The sequence below is a fragment of the Glutamicibacter sp. V16R2B1 genome (genome assembly GCF_005774635.1).
Taxonomy (GTDB): domain Bacteria; phylum Actinomycetota; class Actinomycetes; order Actinomycetales; family Micrococcaceae; genus Glutamicibacter; species Glutamicibacter creatinolyticus.
The window spans coordinates 52913-74132 of the sequence record NZ_VATX01000008.1 but is presented as its reverse complement, the minus strand read 5'-3'; the positions used below and the strand labels follow the sequence as shown (position 1 = coordinate 74132).

General features: G+C 63.0%; 14 protein-coding genes, 1 tRNA gene and 1 pseudogene. 6 read left to right on the top strand and 10 right to left on the bottom strand.

The features are described from left to right. Positions 1-133: 133 nt before the first annotated feature. From istB to FDN03_RS05485, 3 genes and pseudogenes are all read right to left on the bottom strand, one after another. Complete coding sequence (gene istB, locus FDN03_RS05495) at positions 134-865, bottom strand: IS21-like element helper ATPase IstB (RefSeq protein ID WP_171021137.1); 732 nt, start codon at positions 863-865, stop codon at positions 134-136. After that, positions 862-1317, bottom strand: coding sequence for a hypothetical protein (locus FDN03_RS05490; protein ID WP_138174878.1), 456 nt, complete (start codon positions 1315-1317; stop codon positions 862-864). Before FDN03_RS05490 ends, istB begins: the two co-directional genes overlap by 4 nt. 32 nt (positions 1318-1349) lie before the next feature. Next, positions 1350-2525: pseudogene (locus tag FDN03_RS05485) on the bottom strand (IS3 family transposase). A 559-nt stretch (positions 2526-3084) separates the two neighbouring features. Between FDN03_RS05485 and FDN03_RS05480 the strand changes: the two are divergent. After that, entirely contained in the window at positions 3085-4242 is a 1158-nt protein-coding gene (locus FDN03_RS05480; RefSeq protein ID WP_171021136.1) for a M23 family metallopeptidase, read from the top strand. Between the two features lie 102 nt (positions 4243-4344). Here the strand turns inward: FDN03_RS05480 and FDN03_RS05475 are convergent, their stop codons facing one another. The 3 genes from FDN03_RS05475 to FDN03_RS05465 all read right to left on the bottom strand — a co-directional run bounded on the left by FDN03_RS05475 (position 4345) and on the right by FDN03_RS05465 (position 10155). Then, entirely contained in the window at positions 4345-7377 is a 3033-nt protein-coding gene (locus tag FDN03_RS05475) for an HsdR family type I site-specific deoxyribonuclease (RefSeq protein ID WP_138174874.1), read from the bottom strand. 65 nt (positions 7378-7442) lie between these two features. After that, on the bottom strand, positions 7443-8648 hold the full coding sequence (locus tag FDN03_RS05470) for a restriction endonuclease subunit S (protein WP_138174872.1): 1206 nt from the start codon (positions 8646-8648) through the stop codon (positions 7443-7445). Further along, positions 8638-10155: a class I SAM-dependent DNA methyltransferase gene (locus tag FDN03_RS05465; protein WP_138174870.1), complete on the bottom strand. Its 1518-nt coding sequence runs from the start codon at positions 10153-10155 to the stop codon at positions 8638-8640. Before FDN03_RS05465 ends, FDN03_RS05470 begins: the two co-directional genes overlap by 11 nt. Before the next feature lie 613 nt (positions 10156-10768). Here FDN03_RS05465 and FDN03_RS05460 point away from each other — a divergent pair. After that, entirely contained in the window at positions 10769-11041 is a 273-nt protein-coding gene (locus FDN03_RS05460) for a hypothetical protein (RefSeq protein WP_138174868.1), read from the top strand. A 215-nt stretch (positions 11042-11256) separates the two neighbouring features. Here FDN03_RS05460 and FDN03_RS05455 read toward each other — a convergent pair whose 3' ends face one another. Both FDN03_RS05455 and FDN03_RS05450 read right to left on the bottom strand, forming a co-directional pair. Beyond that, positions 11257-12009 (bottom strand): FtsK/SpoIIIE domain-containing protein, encoded by a 753-nt coding sequence (locus FDN03_RS05455; protein ID WP_138174866.1) that lies wholly within the window; start codon positions 12007-12009, stop codon positions 11257-11259. A 194-nt stretch (positions 12010-12203) separates the two neighbouring features. Further along, positions 12204-13433: a site-specific integrase gene (locus tag FDN03_RS05450; RefSeq protein ID WP_138174864.1), complete on the bottom strand. Its 1230-nt coding sequence runs from the start codon at positions 13431-13433 to the stop codon at positions 12204-12206. A 1531-nt stretch (positions 13434-14964) separates the two neighbouring features. Here FDN03_RS05450 and FDN03_RS05435 point away from each other — a divergent pair. From FDN03_RS05435 to FDN03_RS05425, 3 genes are all read left to right on the top strand, one after another. Continuing rightward, the gene (locus tag FDN03_RS05435; RefSeq protein WP_138174860.1) at positions 14965-15912 is read left to right on the top strand and encodes a DUF808 domain-containing protein; all 948 of its coding nucleotides are present in this window, start codon (positions 14965-14967) and stop codon (positions 15910-15912) included. 172 nt (positions 15913-16084) lie between these two features. Beyond that, positions 16085-17821: an N-6 DNA methylase gene (locus FDN03_RS05430; protein ID WP_171021135.1), complete on the top strand. Its 1737-nt coding sequence runs from the start codon at positions 16085-16087 to the stop codon at positions 17819-17821. 7 nt (positions 17822-17828) lie between these two features. After that, positions 17829-18746 carry a hypothetical protein gene (locus FDN03_RS05425; RefSeq protein WP_138174856.1) on the top strand — a complete coding sequence of 306 codons (918 nt, stop codon included), beginning with the start codon at positions 17829-17831 and terminating at the stop codon, positions 18744-18746. Positions 18747-18754: 8 nt separating this feature from the next. Here the strand turns inward: FDN03_RS05425 and FDN03_RS05420 are convergent, their stop codons facing one another. Beyond that, a complete protein-coding gene (locus FDN03_RS05420; protein ID WP_138174854.1) occupies positions 18755-19363 on the bottom strand; it encodes a GNAT family N-acetyltransferase in 609 nt (202 codons plus the stop codon). 421 nt (positions 19364-19784) lie between these two features. Here FDN03_RS05420 and FDN03_RS05415 point away from each other — a divergent pair. Continuing rightward, a tRNA-Val gene (locus tag FDN03_RS05415) sits at positions 19785-19861 on the top strand. Positions 19862-19982: 121 nt separating this feature from the next. On the opposite strand, the gene FDN03_RS05410 is transcribed toward FDN03_RS05415, so the two are convergent. Continuing rightward, positions 19983-21038, bottom strand: a complete 1056-nt coding sequence (locus FDN03_RS05410) for an LLM class flavin-dependent oxidoreductase (RefSeq protein ID WP_138174852.1) — start codon at positions 21036-21038, stop codon at positions 19983-19985. Positions 21039-21220: the final 182 nt, after the last annotated feature.

The following is a 21220-nucleotide window of genomic DNA, read 5'->3' as shown; positions in this document are numbered from 1 at the left end:
GCTGGCTCACGCTCTCGTCCGAGGTGAGCCAGCACCCTTGTGGCCGAGCTGGCCAGGGAGGGGCACTGCGGTGGGCTAGCCACCGTTTCAGCTGTGGCCCAGAAAGGCCGGAACATGCTGCTGTACAGGTGCGTTATCTCATCAACGCGTTCTTCACCCGGTAGGACTGGCCACGGAACTGCAGCAGCCTGCCGTGATGCACCAACCGGTCGATCACCGCCGCGGCCATGTTCTCATCGCCAAAGACCATGCCCCACCGTTTGAACTCCAGATTCGTGGTCAGCAGCAGGCTACGCTTCTCATAGCCGTCGGCAATGACCTGGAACAGCAACCGGGCACCTTCATCGTCAATGGGCAGGTACCCGAACTCGTCAACGACCAGCAGCTGGTTCTTGGCAATGGAGGCCAGCTCCTTATCCAGCCGGCCCTCGTCCTTGGCGCGGCGCAATTGCATCACTAACCCTGCGGTGGTGAAGAACTTCGTCGCGATGCCCCGCTGGCACGCAGCCACCGCCAATGCGGTCGCTAAATGGGTTTTACCGGTACCCACATCTCCGAACAGGATCAGGTCCTGGGCGTGGTCCAGGAAATCCAAATCCACCAGCTGTTCCCGCCCGTAATCCGACGGGAAGGTAATCGCGCTGAAGTCATACCCATCCAGCGTCTTCATTGCTGGCAGCTTCGCGGCGCGCAGCAACCTGGCCCGACGTGATTCAGCACGTGAGGCCTGTTCGGCCATGAGTAGCTCATACAGGAACTCACGCTGCTTCGGGGTGCCCTTACGGGCGAATTCATCCATCACGCTGCTGGTCAACGACGCAGCGCGTCCGGCCTCGACCAGCTCATCAATCTCGATCACGCTCATGCTGCCGGCACCCCCTGCGCGGCGGCACCAGCAGGCTGCTCAACCAGCTGGTCATAGACCCCCAGGTCAACGATTCCCGCCTCGAACTCCGTGCCCTGGGCAATCCGGCGGGCCAACATCCCCAGCGTCGGCCCGGACGGGTCCCCGCCGTCGGTGACTAGCTGCTCAGCGGTGTCCAACGCGGTCAGGAACCCGGTTGCTGACGAAGCGTCATGCAACGCGGTGAAGAACCGCCGCCGATCAACGGATTCAGCCGTATCAATCCAGTCCCGCACCGGATCAGCGAACTGGGCACGGATTGGTGAATTCGCCCAACCCCCTGGCTTGCGGGCCAACACGCCCAGCACGGTTGAAGGCTCGGTGATCGTTTCCGGGTGCTGCCCAAAGACCCTGGGGAAGGAGCGGATCACCGCTGCGTGCTCATCAAGCAGCTCCACCGTCTCATGCCGCAAGGGTCTGCTGAGGGTTTGGTTGACACCGTGATTTATGCCGCCAGAGCGACGGACTCGATTATTCTAGCCTCGAACTGGACAGGGGTCAGTTTCCCCAGCCTGCGTTGCTTGCGTTTGCGGTGATACTTTCCTTCCACCCACCCCACAATCGCCAGGCGCAGCTGTTGGCGGGTGGTCCACCAGCGCCGATCCAGCACGTTCTTCTGCAACAGGCTGAAAAACGATTCCATGGCCGCATTGTCACCGGCCGCACCGACCCGGCCCATGGATCCGACCAGCCCATGACGTTCGAGGGCCTGGGTGAATTTCCTGGAACGGAATTGACTGCCGCGGTCTGAATGCACCCGAACCCCACGTGGGTGTCCACGGTGTGCCACCGCCATCTCCAGGGCGTTGACCGCCAGCTGGGCCTTCATTCGCGAGTCCATCGAGTAGCCCACGATACGGTTGCTGAACACGTCCTTGATCGCACACAGGTATAGCTTGCCCTCACCGGTGTGATGCTCGGTGATGTCGGTCAGCCACAGCTGGTTGGGCTGCTCGGCGGTGAAATTCCGCTGCACTATGTCATCATGCACCGGCGGACCAGCCGGGGTGCACTTGCGCCGGCGCTTGCTGATCACCGAACGGATGCCCGCTTTGTTGCACAGCCGCCACACCCTGCGCTCGGAGACCTGGTAGCCCAGGTCCTCCAGGTCATCGGCCAGCACCCGGTACCCGCCTTCGGGGTCGTCTTGGTGCAGCTCACGCAGCTTCGCGGTCAGCTCCTGCTCTTCAACATCCCGCGCCGAGACGGGACACTTCAGCCACTTGTAATACGCCTGGGTACTGAATCCCAGGACCTAAGCACGTCACCACCACAGGCACACGTTTCCTGCCTGTTCTGGCGGCCAATTCACGGACGAGCGGGCCCATTATTTTGGGGAGCGGATATGAGGCTGGGACAGGTAGGCCGCGGCCTTGCGCAGCACCTCGTTCTCCATCTCGAGCTCCCGGATGCGCTTGAGCGCCTGGGACATCTCCTTGCGTTCTTCCGGGTCGGTCGACGGTGTCATTCCATGGGAATGGAACCGTGAATCGCGCACCCAGGACTGCAGCGCTGTCCTGGAGATCCCCAAATCATGACAGACCTGCTTCTGGGGAATCCCTGATTCCACCAGCGCCACCGCGTCGCGCTTGAACTCATCAGTGTAGACATTCTTGGGCATTGGATCTTCCTTCGTTTGAGCACCACCTTATCGAGGTGATGCGGTCGAAGTGTCAACCAAACCCTCAGCAGACCCATGGCGTAGCGGCCGGATGCGAATGATGCGGTCATGCTCTCTAGAATATGGCAGATGACCGTCACCCTGGACCGGCTGTTTTGCGGATACGGCACCGTGGTGAGTGTCGCCCAGGTGATCGACGGGATCTACCATCAACTGCGCTGAACTCAGCCGCCTCACGGCACGCCGCATGAGCGGGCGAAAGCCACCTGGGCGCGGAACAAGGCCCTGGCCAACGGCTGGCACAGGATGATGACCGAGGATGTCAGCGAGGCTGCCTAAAACGACGTCATCGAAGCCACCGGAGCGTGCTGCTACGAAGCATTCTTAGCCAACTGTAACCAAACCGTAGTACAAAACGATGGACAAAAAGTGGCGGTCCTCACAAAATAGGATTATCCGATGCGCATGCCTTCAAGAGCCTACCCGGCACGGGCAGCCGCTAGGCCATTTCTTGCTCGTTCGCTGGCGATCTTCGCCCACACGCTTGAAGGGAATGACCATGTCCAAGCACTCGCTTCTCACCAAAATCGGAACCATCGCCGCCTCCGCTGCACTACTCACCCTGGGAATGACCCCAGTCCAAGCCGCCGGCCCACCACCAAACTGGCGGCTTCCATTCCAGAACGGGCAGTCCTGGAAGGCCAACGCCCCGCACGACTTCGAGGGAGAGAAGGGGAGCGCGGCCCAGTGGGGCTCCATCGACTTCGGCCCGCAGAACGGGGCCGCCAACCGGAAGGTTGTTTCCATTGCCGCAGGCAAAGTCTACAAGATTAGCTGCAGCGGGGGATGGTACCTCGGAGTGGATCACGGCAACGGGTGGAAGTCCACCTACTACCACCTGACCAGCCAGCAGTCGGGGCTGATCGGCAAAACCGTCCCCGCCGGCACCTGGCTGGGTGACGCCGGCAACGCGACGCCCTGCGGCGGAAAGTCCTACGCGCCACACGTGCACCTGACCATTCTGAAGGACAACGCGTATACGAATGTGAACAACTTCAAGTTCGGCAACTACCGGATCGTCACGGGATCCGAGACGTACGTCGGCAAGTGGGTCGATGCCAAGACGGGCGCGCTTGTGCTGAACGTCCCGCGGCCGGGGTATATGGTCGGTGCCTTGCGATCCACTACTGCAGCTCCACCACCGTTGAAGAACCTCACGGCCGCACCCAAGCCGGGAACTTGGGCGACCAACAGCGCCCCGGGCCGGATCAACTCGTCGGTGGGCTCCTGGCAGCCCTACCCGGTGGCTGTCTCCCGGCAGTGGCAGCGCAACGGTGCCAATATTCCTGGGGCCAGAGGCAGCTCGTACAGCCTGACCGGCTCGGATTACGGGCGGAAGGTTCGCTTGCGGATGGTCGGGTCCAAGGCCGGATACAACTCGCGGACCGTATACTCCGCCGAGTATTTTGCCGCCAAGGTCGTCAACAAGCCCGCGTACCAGTACGTGAACATCCGCAAGAGCCCCACCGCCAGTTCAGCCTACCTTGGCCGGATCTACGCCGGCAGGATGATTGCCATCCAGTGCTACCAGTGGGGATCCGCGGTGACCGGTCCGTACTCACGGTCGACGATATGGTATAAGATCCCCGGGGCGGGATGGGTGTCAGAAGCCCTCCTGGAAACCAACTCGAACAACCCCGTGGTTCCGCGATGCTAGAAACGGTCTAGCCCGAGCCAGGAACGCTGGAAGACCGTCAGTCCGATCCGGCGCTGACGGTCTTCCATTCTTCGAGCCAGGTTCCGTGGCCGGCGTCGCTGCCTAGTAGTTTTCGGACACGTATTTGTACGCCTTGTCGAACAGGTCGCCCTGGATAGGCAGGCTGTAGTGCTTCAGCACCTTGCGGATCGCACCCCTGACCTGCCGGTCGCCGTTTCGGGTTCTCGCCCAGTTCTCCCAGTCGCGGCTGGCTTCCTTGACCACCTGGTCGATGTCCACGACCACCTTGTCCAGCACCACCGGGGTCCCTTCCGGCTTGTACTCCCGGAAAATCTGGGTGAGCGCCCCGATGTTCGGGTCGGGTAGCAGGTCCAGGCCGGGCCGGCCGGCCGCGTCCTCGGCCTTCTCCGCAGCGGTCAGGTCGGTAGCGATCTCGAGGACGGCCTTCAGCAGATCAATCCCTTCCTTCGCCTTGGTGACCTGCTGCTCGCGCAGGCGATCCAGGCGTTCGGCGATCGACTGGTAGGCGGGGTGGCTCCCGTTGGCTCCCTGGAGCCGTTTCTTCAGCCGGCTGGCGATGGTGTCAAGGACTTCCTCAGCCGAGACGGTGACGGGCTCGCCTGGTGTCGGCTCCTTAATTGCCCCGGTTTCCACGAGAAGGCGGATAGTTACGTGGTCAGCGATTACCAAGTCCGCCCCGTACTTCTTCACGCTCACATCCGAGATCGCGCCGTGCACCAGCTGCATGGTCTTGGCTCCCAGTTGCTCCCACAGCAGCGGGGTGCCCGTGTCGGCGGGGGTCAGGTACTCGTACACCCTGGCCAGCCACCGGTAGTCGGCCTTGTGCTGCTCCAGGCGCAGGTTCGGCCAGGCCGACTCCCACAGGCCTTGGAGCATTTCAAACTGGAGTTTGAAATCGTTCTCCTGGTCCGCGTCCGGCAGCCGGCGGGACACCTCGGTGAGCGTGTCGAACGAGAAATCGGTGCGGTCGATCCCCACGAAGCGCACCAAGGTGACCTTCAGTTCGGCTTCAAACAGGTCCACCAAGGATTCCGCGTCGATCTGCTTGCGGGCGGCCTGCGGGTTCGCCGGGTGCATCGCGCGCGCGAACCCCTCACCCAGGCCCACGTAGTCCACGATCAGCCCGTTGAGCTTCTCCTGCTTGGTGACCGGGTGACGCCAAGTCCGGTTGGTGCGGGTGATCGTCTGGAACAGGGTGTGCAGCTTCATCGGCTTGTCCAAGTACATGACGCCCTCAATGGGCGCATCGAACCCGGTGCCCAGCTTGGAGGTGACGATCAGGAACTTCAGCCTGTCGCCGTGCGCGCGGAACCGGTCCAGCAGCTGCTCCTCCTCCGACTCGGCGAGCCGGTAGGGGTGCATGCGCGGGTCATCCTTGGAGTTCACGCTCATCACCACGCCGGCCTCATCCGGTTCGCCCTCGCCGGCCCGCTCCTTCAGCTGCCGGGTGAGCTCCTCATGGTAATCCACGCATAATCCGCGGTCGTAGACGACCACCTGGGCTTTCATCCCCAGCGGGTCAACAGTCGAATAGAAGTGCTCCACCATGTCGGCAACCACTTTGCGCACCCGTTCGGGGTTGGCGAAGAAGGTGCGGGTCCTGGTCGCCTGGGCGGCCAGCGTGTTCTTCTGCTCCTCGGTCAGCCCCTCATCGTCGGCCAGGTCGTCAAACGCCTGGTCCAACTCCTCCTTGCGCACATGGAAGTCCACCAGGCGCGGGGCGACGTGGATGGGCACCGTGGTTCCATCCGCAATGGAACGGTCCGAATCGTAGGTGTTCAAGGCGTGCCCCGGGTCGTCCGGGTCGCCGAACAGTTCGAAGGTGTTGCGGTCCTCATCGGCGATGGGGGTGCCGGTGAACCCGAAGAACCGGGCGTTGGGCAGGGCAGCGCGCAGGTGCTTGCCCAGCTGCCCCTCCTGGGTGCGGTGCGCCTCGTCCACCAGCACGATGATGTTCTCCCGCTCCGACAGCAGCCCCGCCTGGTTGAACTTGTGCACGGTGGAGAAGATGACACCGCGCCGGTCGGCGGCCAGCAGGCGGCGCAGCGAATCCGAATCCTCGGGGGAGACCGTGGATTTCAGGCCAGCCCGGGTAAACTGGTTGGCCATCTGGGTGATCAGCTGCACCCGGTCTGCGATCGCCAGGATGGTCGGGTTGCGCAACGCCGGCTCCTGGGTGAGGCGCATGGCGGCGAACAGCATGGCCAGCGTCTTGCCCGACCCCTGGGTGTGGTGAATCAGCCCCTGCCGTTTGGTGCCGTGCAGGGCACGATCCAGGATCGCGTTCACCGCCTCCACCTGCGGGTAGCGCGGCACGATCTTCACCAGCACCGGCGGCCTGCCGGACACCCGGTGCACCTCATAGATGGTGAAGTCCCGGATGATGGACAGGACCATGGCCGGGTTCAGCAGCAGCTCCACGCTGCGGGCGACCCGCTCCCAGCCGGACATGAGCGGGTCATCGGTGGTGGAACCCCACATGTTCCAGGAGTCGATGGGCTGGCGGATCGACCCGTACCGCAGTTCGCGCCCGTCGGTGGCCACCGAGAACGCGTTCGGGACGAAGAATCCAGGGCGCTTGGTTTCGTAGATGTCGTGGATGTCCCGGGCGGCGTTCACCCAGGTGACTTTGTGGTTGAACCGGGTCTTGGTCTCGATGACCACCACAGGGATCCCGTTGATCCACAGCACCAGGTCGAACCGGCTGGTGTCCCCCGGAGCCCCGAAGGTCACCTCGTCGGAGACGATGAAGCTGTTGCGGTCCGGGTTCTTGAAGTCCATCAGGGTGATGGTTCGGAAGTCCTCGGTGCCCAGGAACTGGTGGGTTTTGCGTCCCTGCAGCCAGGGCAGCAGCGCCTGGCTGGTGGGTACCAGCCCGTCCTCGTGCACGTTGAGGATGACCCGCTGCAGGTCGTCAATGATCTCCTGGCCGCGCGCGGGTTTCTCGGCGATGACCGGGTTCAACCTGGCCAGCGCGGCGGTGAGCTCACCGGTGAGCAGCACGTCCTCCGTGGCCCGGGCCAGCTGGTTGCCCGGCACGTGCTTCCAGCCGGCCTTCACCAGCAGATCCAGCACCGGTGCCTGCACCGTGTTCGCCTCGTTGAAACCCGCCATCAAAACCCCTTGACCAATCAGCTACCCGTCAGCATACGCAAAAACCAGCAACCACCATGCGCTCATTACGACACCGACGCGGTTGGAATCACCAAGTCGTACGCCTCCGGAATCTCGTGAGCACCCGACAGCAGCGCGGTCAGCAGCTCCGACCGAAGGGTGCGCAGGGACCTGGAGTGCTCTGCCGCTAGTTGCCTCGCATTTTGCAATTCCTCTGCGACTCGTGACGCTGCTACCCGGTCGCTGCGAGTCAACCACGGAATTGTCATGCTATTCCACTTGGACTTCGAGACGATCGGCATTGTCGAGACCCCGGCCTCGGTTGCTATGGCGGACTGAAAATAGTCACTCGAAAGCATCAATGCCACAAACCTAGCAGCGGATTCATCCATCCCTGTGATGGCATTAATTTGCTGATTGAAGGTTGCTTCTTCAGTCGTCACGCCAACTTTCCCGACGGATGCTCCGATGCAAACCTGAAGAACAGCCCCAGCCGGCACAGATCGACCATTCTTGCTGGCACCGGCCTTGCTTACGAAGCGAGTGTATCGAGAGACATCTGCACCAGACTTGTCTAGATCCGACGGAGTTACAAATGGCACGTCATTCGTTGCCCAGAAATCTTCGTTTTTGGTCGATGGAGTGGCACCCGTGACTGTTTTGCCAAGTTTTTCGATTTCAACGAAGTTATTTCCGGTTAGCCACAAAGAATTGGCGATTTCAAGCCGTGTCCTACTGATGTCGCTTTCCAAATCCTCGGCCGCTTCGATGGTGTTGTCCAGGGCACCGATCAGATCAACGATTCGACGCTGCTCGGCAAGAGGCGGGAGAGCAACAGGGATGGACTCGAAGGCCCCCACCGACAAGGTTTTACGGCGCAACACCGACCCTGTGCAGCGCTCAGCCATCGCATCGTGAAATGACGGAAACGTCGTGAGAAGCGCCATGAAACATGGCAGGATTCTACCCGTGTCCAGCCTGAAGACGGGAAACGTCTGAGGTGTGACAAATGCGCCTTCAAAATCCTTCGTGACCACAGTCGAAGGGGCCTCGAAAGCGGTGATCGTGCGGTATACCAAGTTGTCCGACTCTAGCCTCATGAGCTTCGTGAACTTCATAGAGTCCCCGCGAATAGGCGCTCTTCGCGCCAGCCCCCAGCCGCTTCTCTGAACCCCAACTATCTCGTACTCGGAGGATGGCTCAACAGCTGTAAAGTCGGTGCGCTTGGAGATTAGGTCACCCAGCCGCACGGTTTCCCAGTTAGAAGTCATAGCCGGCCGCCTTCAGTCGCTCGGCCAGGACGGCTTCAGCCGCGGCGAGCCGTTCCCGGGATTCCTTGTAGTCAATGAGTGCTTCCTCCACATTGGCTTCAGCGACGGTTTCGTTTTTGAGGTAGCGGCCAATGTTCAGGTCGAACCCGTTGTCCTCAATTTCGGCCAGGTCGACCAGGCGCAGGCTCAGCCCTTCTTCACCGTCGATGTCCACGCCTTGCTTGTAGGCGGCGTCGATCACCTTGATGTCCTCGTCGGACATGCTGTTCTGGTTCTTGCCGGATTGAACCCGTTCGCTCGCGTCAATGAACAGTACCTTGTTCTCACGCTCGGCCGGCTTGCGGTCGCGGAACACGAGGATCGCCACCGGGATGCTGGTCGAGTAGAACAGGTTGTTCGGCAGGCCAATGACGGCTTCGAGGATATTGTCGCGCACCACCGCTTCACGGATGCGCGCCTCGGCGCCACCACGGAACAGGGTGCCGTGCGGCATGACCACCCCGACCCGGCCGGTGCCGGGCTTCATGGTGGCGATCATGTGCTGGATCCATGCCCAGTCGCCGTTCTTCGCCGGCGGGACGCCGTACTTGTTGCGCCCGTACGGATCCTTCACCCAGTCGGCGGCACCCCAATTTTGGAGTGAGAACGGCGGATTTGCGATGACGATGTCGAAGGTGCGCAGCGCGTCGCCGTCCTTCAGCTTCGGGGAGCCGAAGGTGTCACCGCGGGCGATGGTGAAGTCCTCCATGCCGTGCAGGAAGAGGTTCATCTTGGCGATCGCACTGGTGGTCAGGTTGACCTCCTGCCCGTACAGGCGCAGGGTGTGCGGGTTGCCGCCGGCCGCCTTGATCGCGGCCACGGTTTCGACCAGCATTCCGCCGGAGCCACAGGCGGGGTCGGCGATGCTGTCCCCGTGCTGCGGGGCCAGCAGCTTCACGAGCAGGTGCACGACGTGGCGCGGGGTGAAGAACTCGCCGGCCTTCTTGCCGGAGGCTTCAGCAAACTCACGCAGCAGGTATTCGTAGGCGGAGCCGAGCATGTCCCCGGACACCGAGTCCGGATCCAGCCGCACCGAGTGGAAGGTGTTCAGCAGCGCGGTGAGTGCCGACTGGGGGAGCCGGTCCTGGTTCGCCCAGTTCACATCCCCGAAGACGTTGGCCAGGGACTCGGGGTTGGCCAGCTGCAGCTGCTTGAGCACGGTTTGCAGCTTCTCGCCGGTGCCGGAGGTGGTCTCGAAGACGTCCGCCCAGTGGCAGCCGTCGGGGATGACGAACGGGTGGTAGTCGGCCTCGGCCTCGTCGGTGAGTTCATCGCCGAAGTCGGCGACCGCCTGGGCGTGCTGGTAGTCCCAGTTGTCGCTGATCCATTTGAAGAACATGACCGGGAACACGTACGCCTTGAAGTCGCCGGGATCCACCGGCCCGCGCAGGGCATTGGCGGCCGCCCACAGGGTGGATTCCAGCTGCTGCTGGGTGAGGTGACCTGGTTCAGTGGGTGCGAGTGTCACTGGGCTTCCGTGCTCCTTTGGCCATGTCCACGAAATTCCGCGGCTGTTTCATTCCATCATGCCAAACTCCTGCGAGAAGGCTCGATTATGGACTGTCCCTCATGTATTGAGTCGGCCCGACAGCTGGCGACTCAAAGCAATTCGGTAACTAAGTGTCCGGGGTGTTGTCCGGCTGCCCCAGGCACCTGGACAACAAAATCCGGCCCAACTTCCGCGGGATTCCACGGCTAAATGAGCGCCTGCCCCAGAAACCCCAGCTACCCGGCGGAAAACAACACCCCCTAGAGGGATTTGATGGAAAGTGAATCAACAATCCGTTCCCTCTAGGGGACGTGTGTTTAACCGGACAAGTGGGGCAGATGAGGCGCCAGTTAATGCTATTTAACTAATATTCCTTATATATAAAGGTAAGTAGTAGTAGAGGGGGCCTTGTTCTTCTTGTCCGAAAACGTGTCCGAAAATCTTTCGGACTGGGGTAACTGGGCCAGGAGTATAGCCAAAGGAGATACTCGGCGGGCAATGATGCCCGAAATGAGCCCAGCCCATATTTCGCCGCATAAACGGGGGAGAGCCTGAACCGTCCTGGGGCAGGCGCTAACGACAAGGAATCCCCGTGCTTGCACAACGGATCATCAAGGACGCCTGGGCCTTCTTGGCCGCCGCGTTCCTCATCCTCGCCGTCATCGAGATTTTCTCGCTAGACCTGTACTTCATCATGCTCGGCGTCGGCGCACTGACAGGCGCGGCAGCCGATTTTGCCGGTGCTCCCGCATGGCTTCAGGTCGTCCTGTTCGACATGGCCTCCATCGGCATGCTTTTTCTCTGTCCGGCCGATCGCCATGCGTCACCTGCGCAAGTCGCCGGACGACGCGCGCACCTGCGTTGAACGCATTGGAGTCTCCGAGGCGAACATCATGCAGGACGTCACCGAGACCGCGGGCCTGGCCAAGACTGACGCGCGTCCAGCCGTTCGGGTCGGCTCCCGCCCAACTGTTGCTTGTCCTACGTTGGGTGATCACGCCGTAACAGTTGGGTTGACCCGCACCTGGTGCCAAGCGTACGAGCAAGCATAGCCGGCGCTGAGCAGGTGCGGGCCTCACCTCACCAGTCCGGTTCGTTCTCCGCGTGGCGCGTAGCCCATACCGGAACGGGAACTGTCACCGGGGCAGCGGCAGGCTGCGTGGCCGGGGTGGCCTGCCGTGGGCTGCCCGCGCGATTATCGCGCTGGCCGGATAGTCGCAGCGGCACGCTACGCGGGACCCCGATTTCTGCGAGGTATGGAGCAACCTCCTCAGGCTCAATGAGTACTGCTTGGAAGCCCTGAACGGTGCCCCCATCCGTGTAGGAGAGACCGAAGCCCGGGCGACCTGAGAAGAGGTCGGAGATTTCCTCGCTCGCCTGGGCGGCCATTTCACCGGGGAACAGCATGCCCAGCGCCTCACGGGAAGGCAGGCGGGCGGGGGAGACAAGTTGCACCACGGTGCCCATCCGCTCGCGCACCTGACCTGGCAGGTCGGTGGCATCCGGCCGCTGGGTGAGGATGAGCAGGTGGATGCCGGCAGAGCGGGCTTCACGCGCGATCATGGCGACCTTACCCTGGATCCGGGCCACGTTGGAGGAATGCGCATTCCAGTCGTCCAGCATTTCCTTAACCACTGGGCTTGCTTTTGGGTCACCAGAAGGCTTCTTATCAACCGCGATGAGCCCAGCCCACTCGTCAATCACCACTAGCCAGGGACGAATGCTCCCGGCGGGCAGATCCTGCCAATTTTCAGCCCCAGCCTGGTCGATCACCTCTACTCTGCGGCGCACCTCCGCGTACACGGCATCCAGGGCTTCGGCGGCTTCCTCCACAGAGTCCACCGCTCTTCCGGCCAAGCCGCCCCGCGTCCCCTTTGCTAGCCTGCCCATCCCCATGGGTCATGCTTGCCTTTCTAAAAGTGGTGCAGTCGCTCCCCAGCTCACCGCCCCATCTTGAGCCAGCTCCCCAGCGGCTCTACAGGTACTAAGGGGGATAGATCGAATTCGGTTCACGCGTTGTAAAACACCTAGTCAATCTTTCTTCCTGCGTTCAGGGCTGTCAGGGCACTGATCCGGTCAGGTGCAGTTTTTGGTCGCTGAATGTAGTGGGCGAGGGTGGTGCGCGAGTCCGTGTGGCGCAGCTGTGCCGCGGCGGCCTCAATCCCGTGGGATTCGCTGACGATGGTGGCGACAGCCCGCCGGAAGGCGTGCGGATGGATATAAACCGGCAGCTTGTGGTCGCTCTGCTCCAGAATCGTTTTTAGGGACCTGCGGATCGCCGACGGTGCGGTGAAGGTGCCGCGAGCGGTGGCAAAAACCGGATCGTCCAAGCCCTTGTACTCTGTGACCTCGTGAATCCGGGCAAGCATTCTGGTGATCTCAGGACCTATCCGTAGGTAGCCCTCGGAGTTTGCGGTCTTTGGATACGTCTGACGGACCAACCGGCTGTTTTCATCCAGTGTTCCGCAAATGTGGATAGTGCCAGCGGTCAGATCCACGTCCCGCCAGCGCAGGGCCATGACTTCTCCAATTCGAGCCCCGGTTTCCAGCATGAGCTCGGTGGCGTGAATCACGCGCGGGTGAGGCGGCCTACCGGGAAAACCCTTTCCTGCAACCCGCTCGTGCAGGATCTGCCGCAAAATCGCGAGGTCACTCGGAGAAGGCGCCTCCACCGGGGTCACACCCTTGGTAAGCAGCCGCACGTGGTCAAAAACGTTGTCCCGCCCCGCGTAGACCCCCAGACGCATCGCATTACCCATGGCGCGGGAGAGGAGTCCCTTGACGTGCCGAGCCCGGGTGGCACCCTCCAAGGTGGTGGGATCAATGAGTGTCAGCAGCTGTGCCTGGGCGTGAGCCACGGTGAGCTCATGCAGGCGTACGCCGCCCAGCAGTCGGAGCGCATGATCTGCCGAGTTCCTGTACGGCCTCAGCGAGGACGTGGTGATGGCTTTCTGCCCGGTGGTGCGCGCTTCGGGGCTCTTGACTTGCAAGGACGCGAGGTAGAGCTCGACTATGTCCTTGACGGTTGGCATTTCACTGGAGGAAGCGACACCGTTGCGCAGCCGGTCCGCGTGTTTGGCGCGCAAGCCCAGCTCGGCGGCGGTTTTTGTGCGCCCCTGGGCGGTGAGGACCCGCCGCGTGCCGCTGGTGTCGCGGAAGGCACCACGAGCCGTCCACTGCTTCCGCCCGGAATCGTCAGTCGAGGAGGTCACCGCGGTCACGGAAAGCTCGCCCGGCTGCAGTGCACGGCGCCCCATTATGCCGCCGCCTTGTCAGAGAGCAGGCCCTCTACATATGCGAGGACCTCATCGCGCTTGTAAAGAACCCGGTTCCCCACCCGGGCGCAGCGAGGGCCCCTCCCTGTGCTGGCCCAGTTCGCCAGGGTCTGGGGACGCTGCCGGAGCAGGAGTGCGGCTTCGGCACGGGTCAAGTAGACGGGCAGGGCATCGGCCTGCGTGGGCAGGCTCTGTGATGGTGATTCGGTCATAAGCCTACTAAGGGGCGGGGTTCGATTTCGGTTCACTCGCGACTTCTGCTCGACGTTTACTCGACGTTTTGGAGCGAGGGTCGCCGGTAAGCGCCGGTAACTTGCGGTAATCGTCCGTGAGTACTTCTTCCTTGTCATCTCGCGGTTTAGCGTGTCGATCCCCGATATTTCGGTGGCGCGGAATCAGGTGTTTTGCCTCGCTGTGTAAACTGAAGGTCACCGGTTCGAATCCGGTAGGGGGCTCTCTTCACCCCGGCGAGCATGCGCGTTCGAGCATGTTCCCGGGGGTTTTGCTTTTCCCTTTCCCAACGCTCACCCTTCCCGCCATTAGGGCTGACTTGAGCGTGCAGGGCTGGCCCTCTGACGTCCGGTAACCATCGCGTTCGCCGCCCGAGGGACATCGGTACCCTGAGAGAATCCTCAAAAATCTGGAAGATCTGAATCTTCGCGGCTATCTTCTCCCTACACCTGCCGTTGTTGTGGCAACCGTTCTTGCGTTGCTGCTCGTAGTCGGTTCCACTCACACGCAGCGTGACTGATGGGGACATTCTGGAAGTTGCGAGTTGTGGAGGTTAGGACAAATGCCAGGTCGAGTCGCCCGGTCGCGTACCGCACAGCGGGTCTCGGAACTGATCGGAACCCGCCATGGTCGCCAATACCTGCAGCAACACGGTTGGATGCCGGGCATGCCGGTCATTATGACCGGGCCCCGGGAACCACTGGATGATGTGATGGGGTTGGTCTCCGTCCACGAAGGACCGAGCCTGGTCGCAATGATTGACCCAATCAGCGACCAGTTGCGGTTTCTGCATGTTTCATTGCCTACCCCAGTCCTGCAGGTAGTAGGACTGGAAGCCCCTGGAACCATAATCAGTTCCTTCTTTGACCGGGCCAGGCGAAGCGGTTCGGTTACATTTCGGGTGAAGTACTGGCCTTACAGTGCGGTCGCCCATGCCCTGCCGCCCAGGTTTGCCCAGCCACTGGTCGCACCGACCGCCGCAACCACTAGGGCACAGATGGTGGAACCACAACCGTTCGGCGCGAGCTTGTCGGCCCGTTCCTAAGCGTTCGGGAGCCGATGTGAGGAGCTGAGAAACCGACTTTCTGCGGAACCCGGTGCCCCACTTCGACCAAAGACAGCGCTCGTGTACGTCCGGGGCGCTCGCCGGAAGCTGGTTCGAAGACAAAAGTGTGCTGAGAACAACCCGCATGCGGTGGTGCCGCAGGCTCAGCGGGGGAGTTGACTCGGTATTCTGGAAGCCGGCGTAAGCCCGAAACCTTCTTCGAGCAAAGGACGAACGATGGCCGGTGGACTGGTAGCACTCCTCGACGACATCGCGGCTCTGGTCAAGCTGGCCTCCACCTCATTGGACGATGTGGCCTTGGGCGCCGGAAAGGCCAGCAGCAAGGCGCTGGGTGTCGTGGTGGATGATGCCGCGGTCACCCCGCAATATGTGGCCGGAATTTCGCCCAAGCGCGAGCTGCCGATCGTGTGGAAGATTGCGCTGGGCTCAATCCGCAACAAGCTGCTGATCATCCTGCCGCTGGCGCTGCTGCTCTCACAGTTTGCCCCCTGGGCGCTAACCCCCTTGCTGATGCTGGGCGGCACCTACCTTGTCTTCGAAGGGGCGGAGAAGGTGCTGGAATTGTTGCACATCATCCGCCACCACGACCCGGTGTCCGGCGAACAGGTGCGCGATGAAAAGTCGATCATCGGTGCCGCGGTGCGCACGGACTTGATCCTGTCTGCGGAGATCATGGTGATCTCCCTGAACGAGGTCGCCGCCGAGGGCTTTTGGATGCGCACCATGATCCTGATCGCGGTGGCCCTGGGCATGACCATTGTGGTGTACGGGGTGGTCGGGCTGATCGTGAAGATGGATGATGTCGGTCTGCACCTGGCCCAGCGCACCTCCCACTTCCTGCAGTTGATCGGCCGGACCCTGGTCAAGGCGATGCCGGTGATCATGTCCGTGCTGGGCAAGGTCGGTGTGGTGGCCATGCTCTGGGTTGGCGGACACATCATCCTGGTCGGTCTGGACGAGCTGGGCTGGCATGCCCCCTACGCGCTGGTGCACCACCTGGAACTGGCGGCCGCCGGAGCCACCGGCTCCGCTGGTCCGGTTATCGGGTGGCTGGTGAACACCGGGCTCTCCTGCGTCGCCGGACTGCTGGTGGGCAGCGTCGTGACTGGCATCGTGCTGGGGATCCGCCGGATCCGCCAGGGCCGCAGCGCCCAGCAAGCCTAATCCCGGGCCCCGTGCGGTGACATCCGCAGGGGCGCGGTGAACCTGGTTGTGGATAGGATTGGTCGGATACGGCCGTTGCCGCACTCGCCTTGCGGTCGGGAACGGAACCGGGCCGCCGGATGGGGCAGAACCGGGCTAAAGTGTCGGCGAGCCATGGAAAGATCAAAGCGTGTTGAGCAGTGAACAAGTAAAGGCAGCAGCCGCGGCCCGGCATGGGCGCGGCGCCTACTTCACCCCGGAACCCATAGCACGCTTCATGACCGGCTGGGCACTGGACCAGGGTGCTCGCCGGGTCCTGGAACCTTCCTGCGGAGAAGCACAGTTCCTGACCGTCGCGCATGAACTGCTTGATGACGGGCGCGGGGCCGCCAGCCTGCACGGCATTGAACTGCATGAGCCGTCGGTGCACGCCGCCGAACGGATCCTGGCCGAGCACGGGGCCAGCGCGCAAATCCGCTGCGCTAACTTCTTTGAGGTCACCGGTCGCCAGGACATGGACGCGGTGATCGGCAACCCGCCCTACGTGCGCTACCAGCTGCACCGCGGGGCCGACCGTGAGCTCTCCCGCCGCGCGGCCCGGGCGGCCGGGGTGGAGCTGAACGAACTGGCCTCGGTGTGGGCCGCATTCGTGGCCCACGCAACCACTTTCCTGCGGCCAGGCGGACGCCTGGCGCTGGTGCTGCCCGCCGAGCTGATGTTTGTGAACTACGCGGCCCCGGTGCGCGCCATGCTGCTCGAACGCTTCAGCACCGTCAGCCTGGTGCTGTTCCAGGAGCGGGTGTTCGCCGACGCCCAGGAGGAAGTGGTGCTGCTGCTGGCCGACGGGTACGGGCAGCCGGGCAGCGGGGCGTTCCGGCTGCACCAGGTGCACAACGCCCTGGGCCTGCAAAGCCTAGAGCCCGGGGTGCTGCATCCGGTGAGTGACCCGGCCGAACGCTGGACCAGTTCGCTGGCCTCCCTGGAAGCGCGCGGCATCTACGACACCGCACTGGCCAACGCCGAATTCGTTCCGCTGCAGACCTGGGGTGAAACCTCCCTGGGGGCCGTGACCGGGAACAACAAGTGGTTTACGCTCAGCGAGCCGGACGTGGCCGAGCTGGGGCTGGCCGAGCAGGACCTGATCCGCATTTCCCCACCGGGTTCCCGCCACCTTCGCGGACTGGAACTGGGGCAGGAGGACTGGGAGAGGTTGCGTGAGCACGGTGCAGCCACCTACTTGTTCCGCCCGCAGGGCTCTGCCTCCCCGGCGGGTCAGGAGCTGATTTCCGCCGGGCAGCAGATGGGCGTCGACTCCGCATACAAGTGCCGGGTGCGCACCCCCTGGTGGCGGGTTCCGATCCTGGCGGTGCCGGATCTGTTCATGACCTACATGAACGCCGATACCCCCAGACTGACCACGAACCATGCCCAGGTGCATCACATCAACTCCATCCACGGGGTCTACTTGGGGGCGGATGTGCGTGAGGTGGGCCGGGAACTTTTGCCGCTGGCGTCCCTGAACACGCTGACCATGCTGGGCGCCGAGATTGTGGGTCGCTCCTATGGCGGGGGGATCCTGAAGCTGGAACCCTCGGAGGCCGACCGGCTGCCGGTGCCCAGCCCACACCTAGTCCAGGAACACGCCCCGGCGCTGCGTGCCATTCGGCCGGAGGTTGCCAGGCTGCTGCGGGCCGGACAGAAGCTGCAGGCCAGCGCGCTGGTGGACGAGATCGTGCTGGGCCGGATGCTCGGCCTGGACGCGGCGGCCCGCTGCTGCCTGGAGGACTCCCGCACCCATCTGCTGCAGCGGCGCAAGCTGCGCGGCAAGGCGGTGCGGAAGGCGCAGGCCAACATCGGGCACGCGGTGCGGGCAGGGAAGAATGCCGAGACCGGAATGAACAACTCCAACGGCAGGGAAACGGGGAACTAGGAACCAGATGGGGCACGAGAAGACGCTGGCCTTTGCCGAATTCGATACGGTGCTCTCCAGCGCCGCCAAGGACTCTCCCTGGTTGCTGGAAGGGGCCGTGCAACAGCAGTTCCAGCCGTCCTACTCGCTGCTTGAACAGTTGCTGAGCATCCCGGTGCGATCCAAGGCCGTCACCCGCTCCGGCCGCTTTGCCCAGGCAGTGGATGCGTGGCTGGCCCACGAGCTGCGGCGTGCCGGGTTCGATCAGGATCTGGTGTGGCCGCGCACCGAGGCGCCGCGGGTGCTTTCCTCCGACATCCTGGACCTGCTGCGCCGGCTGCCCGAACGACTGGCCGAGGAAGTTCACGAGGCGATCCTTGCCGGCAAGGCCGGCAGCACCGATGCCCGGATCCTGGGTCGGGCCTACATGAAGCAGACCGATGTGGTGATGACCCACTGGTCGCGGGGCCCGGAACTGCTGCTGAGCACCAAGGCAATGACTTCATCGTTCGGGAAGAACCTGGCCAACCGCTACGAGGAAGCGTATGGGGACGCCGCCAACCTGCGCGCCCGCTACCCGTTGGCTGCCGTGGGCTTCTACTTCGTGCAGCGAGCCACGATCCTGCGCACCGAACCGGCCGCGTTCCGCCGCACCGTGGATATGATCCGCAAGCTGCGTGATTTCGGGGACGGCTACGGCTATACGGCCACCGGTCTACTGCTGGTGGACTGGGATGAAGCCGACCCGAACCCTACCGTGCAGGTGGAGCACGACGCGGTGCCCGAAGACGTGGCCACCGAACAGTTCATGGCCACCATGATCGACACCGTGCTGCAGGTGACTCCCATCGACCTGCACGAGGTGGCACGGGCCCGGCGGGACGGGATCCCGGAGCCGGTGTCCAGCAAGGACCCGGCTGCGGACCTGCAGGACCCGCTCTTCTAGCCCCGCTGCTAGTAACCAGCAGGGTGCAGGTCGTGGTCGGTCTGTTGGCTACCGCAACGACACGGCGCGCATCCCAGCGCGTGCGGCACGGTGATGGTCGGCAGGACCGGGTGGACCCTTTCTTGCGCCTGGACCGGCACCGGATCCAGTGAAGGTTGACCGGTTCCAAGGGACAGGGGGAGGCTGTTCGCCCGGTCGCGGGCTGCGGCGGTGGCCTGGTAGATGAACATGCCCTGCCCGTCGAACTCATACTCGCGCTCCAGGGCCCACAGCTCGGAGCGCTCGTAGAAGGCCCATGACGCCGGATTGGCGGCGTGGATGACGGTGATCGCAGTGCGTCCCGCGTCCAGGGCATGGGCCAGCCGCATCTCGGCGACCCGCTGGCGAATGCCCATCCGCCGGTAGCGCGGATCAACCACCATGCAGCCCAGCTCCACCGCATCCATCAGTTCGGTGGGAGCCACCACGCTGTCGTGGACAATCCCCGCCGCAACCAGTGCGCCTGCATCGCGCACTGTGACCACCAGCAGGGCGCGGTCCATTTTCTGATGCCAGCGGGCGTCAACACGTGGGTAGAGACGGGCCAGCTCCTCGCGCTCGGCGGCGGTTGGGGGCATGGCAGACAGGGCATAGTCCAAGAAGGGGAGCACTGGGATCGGTCCTAAGAAGTCAAGAACGAACGAAAGGAAAAGATTTCCGTCACCCCTGGTGACGGAGGGTTTCGTTGGCCTTTAGGGGACCGTTGCCGGCGGCTTCCGGCAGCTTCCTTGTAGGGCCCAGTTTGGCGGCTCGATGAGCCACAGAAAAATTATGCGGTTCCCAAGCGTCGGGAACAAGCGGGAAAGGGGTCCGGAATGTTAAATCTGTGTTAACCGCTGGCAAGGCGGGCTATCGGCCCTCGAACGCCGCGCCGTGAAGCACGGAAAGGCGCCGAAAGGGACGCCTGTCGGCAGGAGGATCGACCCCGATTTGGTGGCGGCGGAAAATGCCAGTAATATCGTTTAGGTGCCGCGGTGAGAAACTGCGGAAAGCACTTCTGGATCTTTAGCTCAGTTGGTTAGAGCGTTCGCCTCACACGCGAAAGGTCGCTGGTTCGAGTCCAGTAAGATCCACCAAAAACCCCCACAAGAATCTTGTGGGGGTTTTCTCGTATCCAAGCGGGTAAGCGGTTCCTGGCGGCCAGGTCCGCCAAGCAAGCTTCTGCTCGGCAGGCCCGGCCGGGAACGGTTCGCCGCGCTACTGGGCCAGCAGTTCGTGAACCCGCGGCTTGACCACGGTGCCCAACAGCTCAATGCTGTGCATCATCACTTCGTGGGGCAGCGTGCCGTTGGAGTACTTCATATCCACCCGGCTCAGACCCAGCATCTGGGCAAAGCGCGCGATTTTTTGGGCCACGGTGTCCGGGCTGCCGGCGAGCATTGCCCCGTCCGGCCCCATAGCGGCCTGCAGACGCATCTTCGAAACCGGCGGCCAACCGCGCTCGGCTCCCAGCCGGTTCATCGCCCGCTGGTAGTGCGGCCACAGCAGTTCCAGGGCTTCCTCGTCGCTGTCGGCCACCAAGCCATGGAAGTGCGCGGCGACCGGCTGGTCCGGTTTGCCGAAGGAGTCCAGGGCCTTGTGGTAGAGGTTCACCAAAGGCTCGAAGGCCGCGGGCTGCCCGCCAATGATCGCCAGGAACAGCGGAAGACCGTGTCGGGCGGCGCGGATCACCGATTCGGGGCTGCCTCCGACCCCGACCCAGGTGCGCAGTTCGCTGGATTCCAGCAGCGGATAGACCTGCTGTTCCTCCAATGCGGTACGGGTCTGTCCGCTCCAACTGACCGGTTCGCCGTGGCGCAACCGGGCCAGCAGCTCCAGCTTTTCCTCGAACAGGGTCTCGTAGTCGGTGAGGTTGTAGCCGAACAGCGGGAACGACTCGACGAAGGACCCGCGACCGGCGATGATCTCGGCCCGACCGCCAGAGAGCCCGTCCAGGGTGGCGAAGCGTTCGTAGACGCGCACCGGGTCATCGCTGGAGAGCACGGTCACCGCACTGCCCAGCCGGATCCGTTCAGTCACCTGCGACAGGGCGCCGAGCACCACTTCCGGGGCGCTGATAGCAAAGTCGTCCCGGTGGTGTTCGCCCACCCCGAAGAAGTCCAGGCCCGAGGCCTCGGCCAGGCGTCCCTCGGCGACTACGTTGCGCAGCACCTGGCCGTGCGGCAGCAATTTGTCCTTCGCATCCACGGTGATGTCACCGAAGGTTTCCACGCCGATTTCCAGCTTCGTTGACCCGGTTGACTGGGTGCTCACCGGAACCACCTTTCCTCGAGACTTTCATGCAAATACATGCATTCTGGTAACCCTTCGGGGTGGCTGATTCATTCCCCCGAGCCGGTGTTTTGGAAATCACAGATCCCGGGCGGTTTCCTCAGCATGGATCCAGCCTAAGCCCATGCCGCGGTTGTATCGTGAAGTCGTAGCAGGCAACTTCG

Excerpts from the sequence above, each read along its gene's own strand:
- FDN03_RS05475 (WP_138174874.1), bottom strand. The coding sequence starts at position 7,377 with ATGGCGGGTTTCAACGAGGCGAACACGGTGCAGGCACCGGTGCTGGAT.
- FDN03_RS05420 (WP_138174854.1), bottom strand. The coding sequence starts at position 19,363 with ATGCCCCCAACCGCCGCCGAGCGCGAGGAGCTGGCCCGTCTCTACCCA.
- istB (WP_171021137.1), bottom strand. The coding sequence starts at position 865 with ATGAGCGTGATCGAGATTGATGAGCTGGTCGAGGCCGGACGCGCTGCG.
- FDN03_RS05470 (WP_138174872.1), bottom strand. The coding sequence starts at position 8,648 with ATGACTTCTAACTGGGAAACCGTGCGGCTGGGTGACCTAATCTCCAAG.
- FDN03_RS05425 (WP_138174856.1), top strand. The coding sequence starts at position 17,829 with ATGGGGCACGAGAAGACGCTGGCCTTTGCCGAATTCGATACGGTGCTC.
- FDN03_RS05480 (WP_171021136.1), top strand. The coding sequence starts at position 3,085 with ATGTCCAAGCACTCGCTTCTCACCAAAATCGGAACCATCGCCGCCTCC.
- FDN03_RS05435 (WP_138174860.1), top strand. The coding sequence starts at position 14,965 with ATGGCCGGTGGACTGGTAGCACTCCTCGACGACATCGCGGCTCTGGTC.
- FDN03_RS05450 (WP_138174864.1), bottom strand. The coding sequence starts at position 13,433 with ATGGGGCGCCGTGCACTGCAGCCGGGCGAGCTTTCCGTGACCGCGGTG.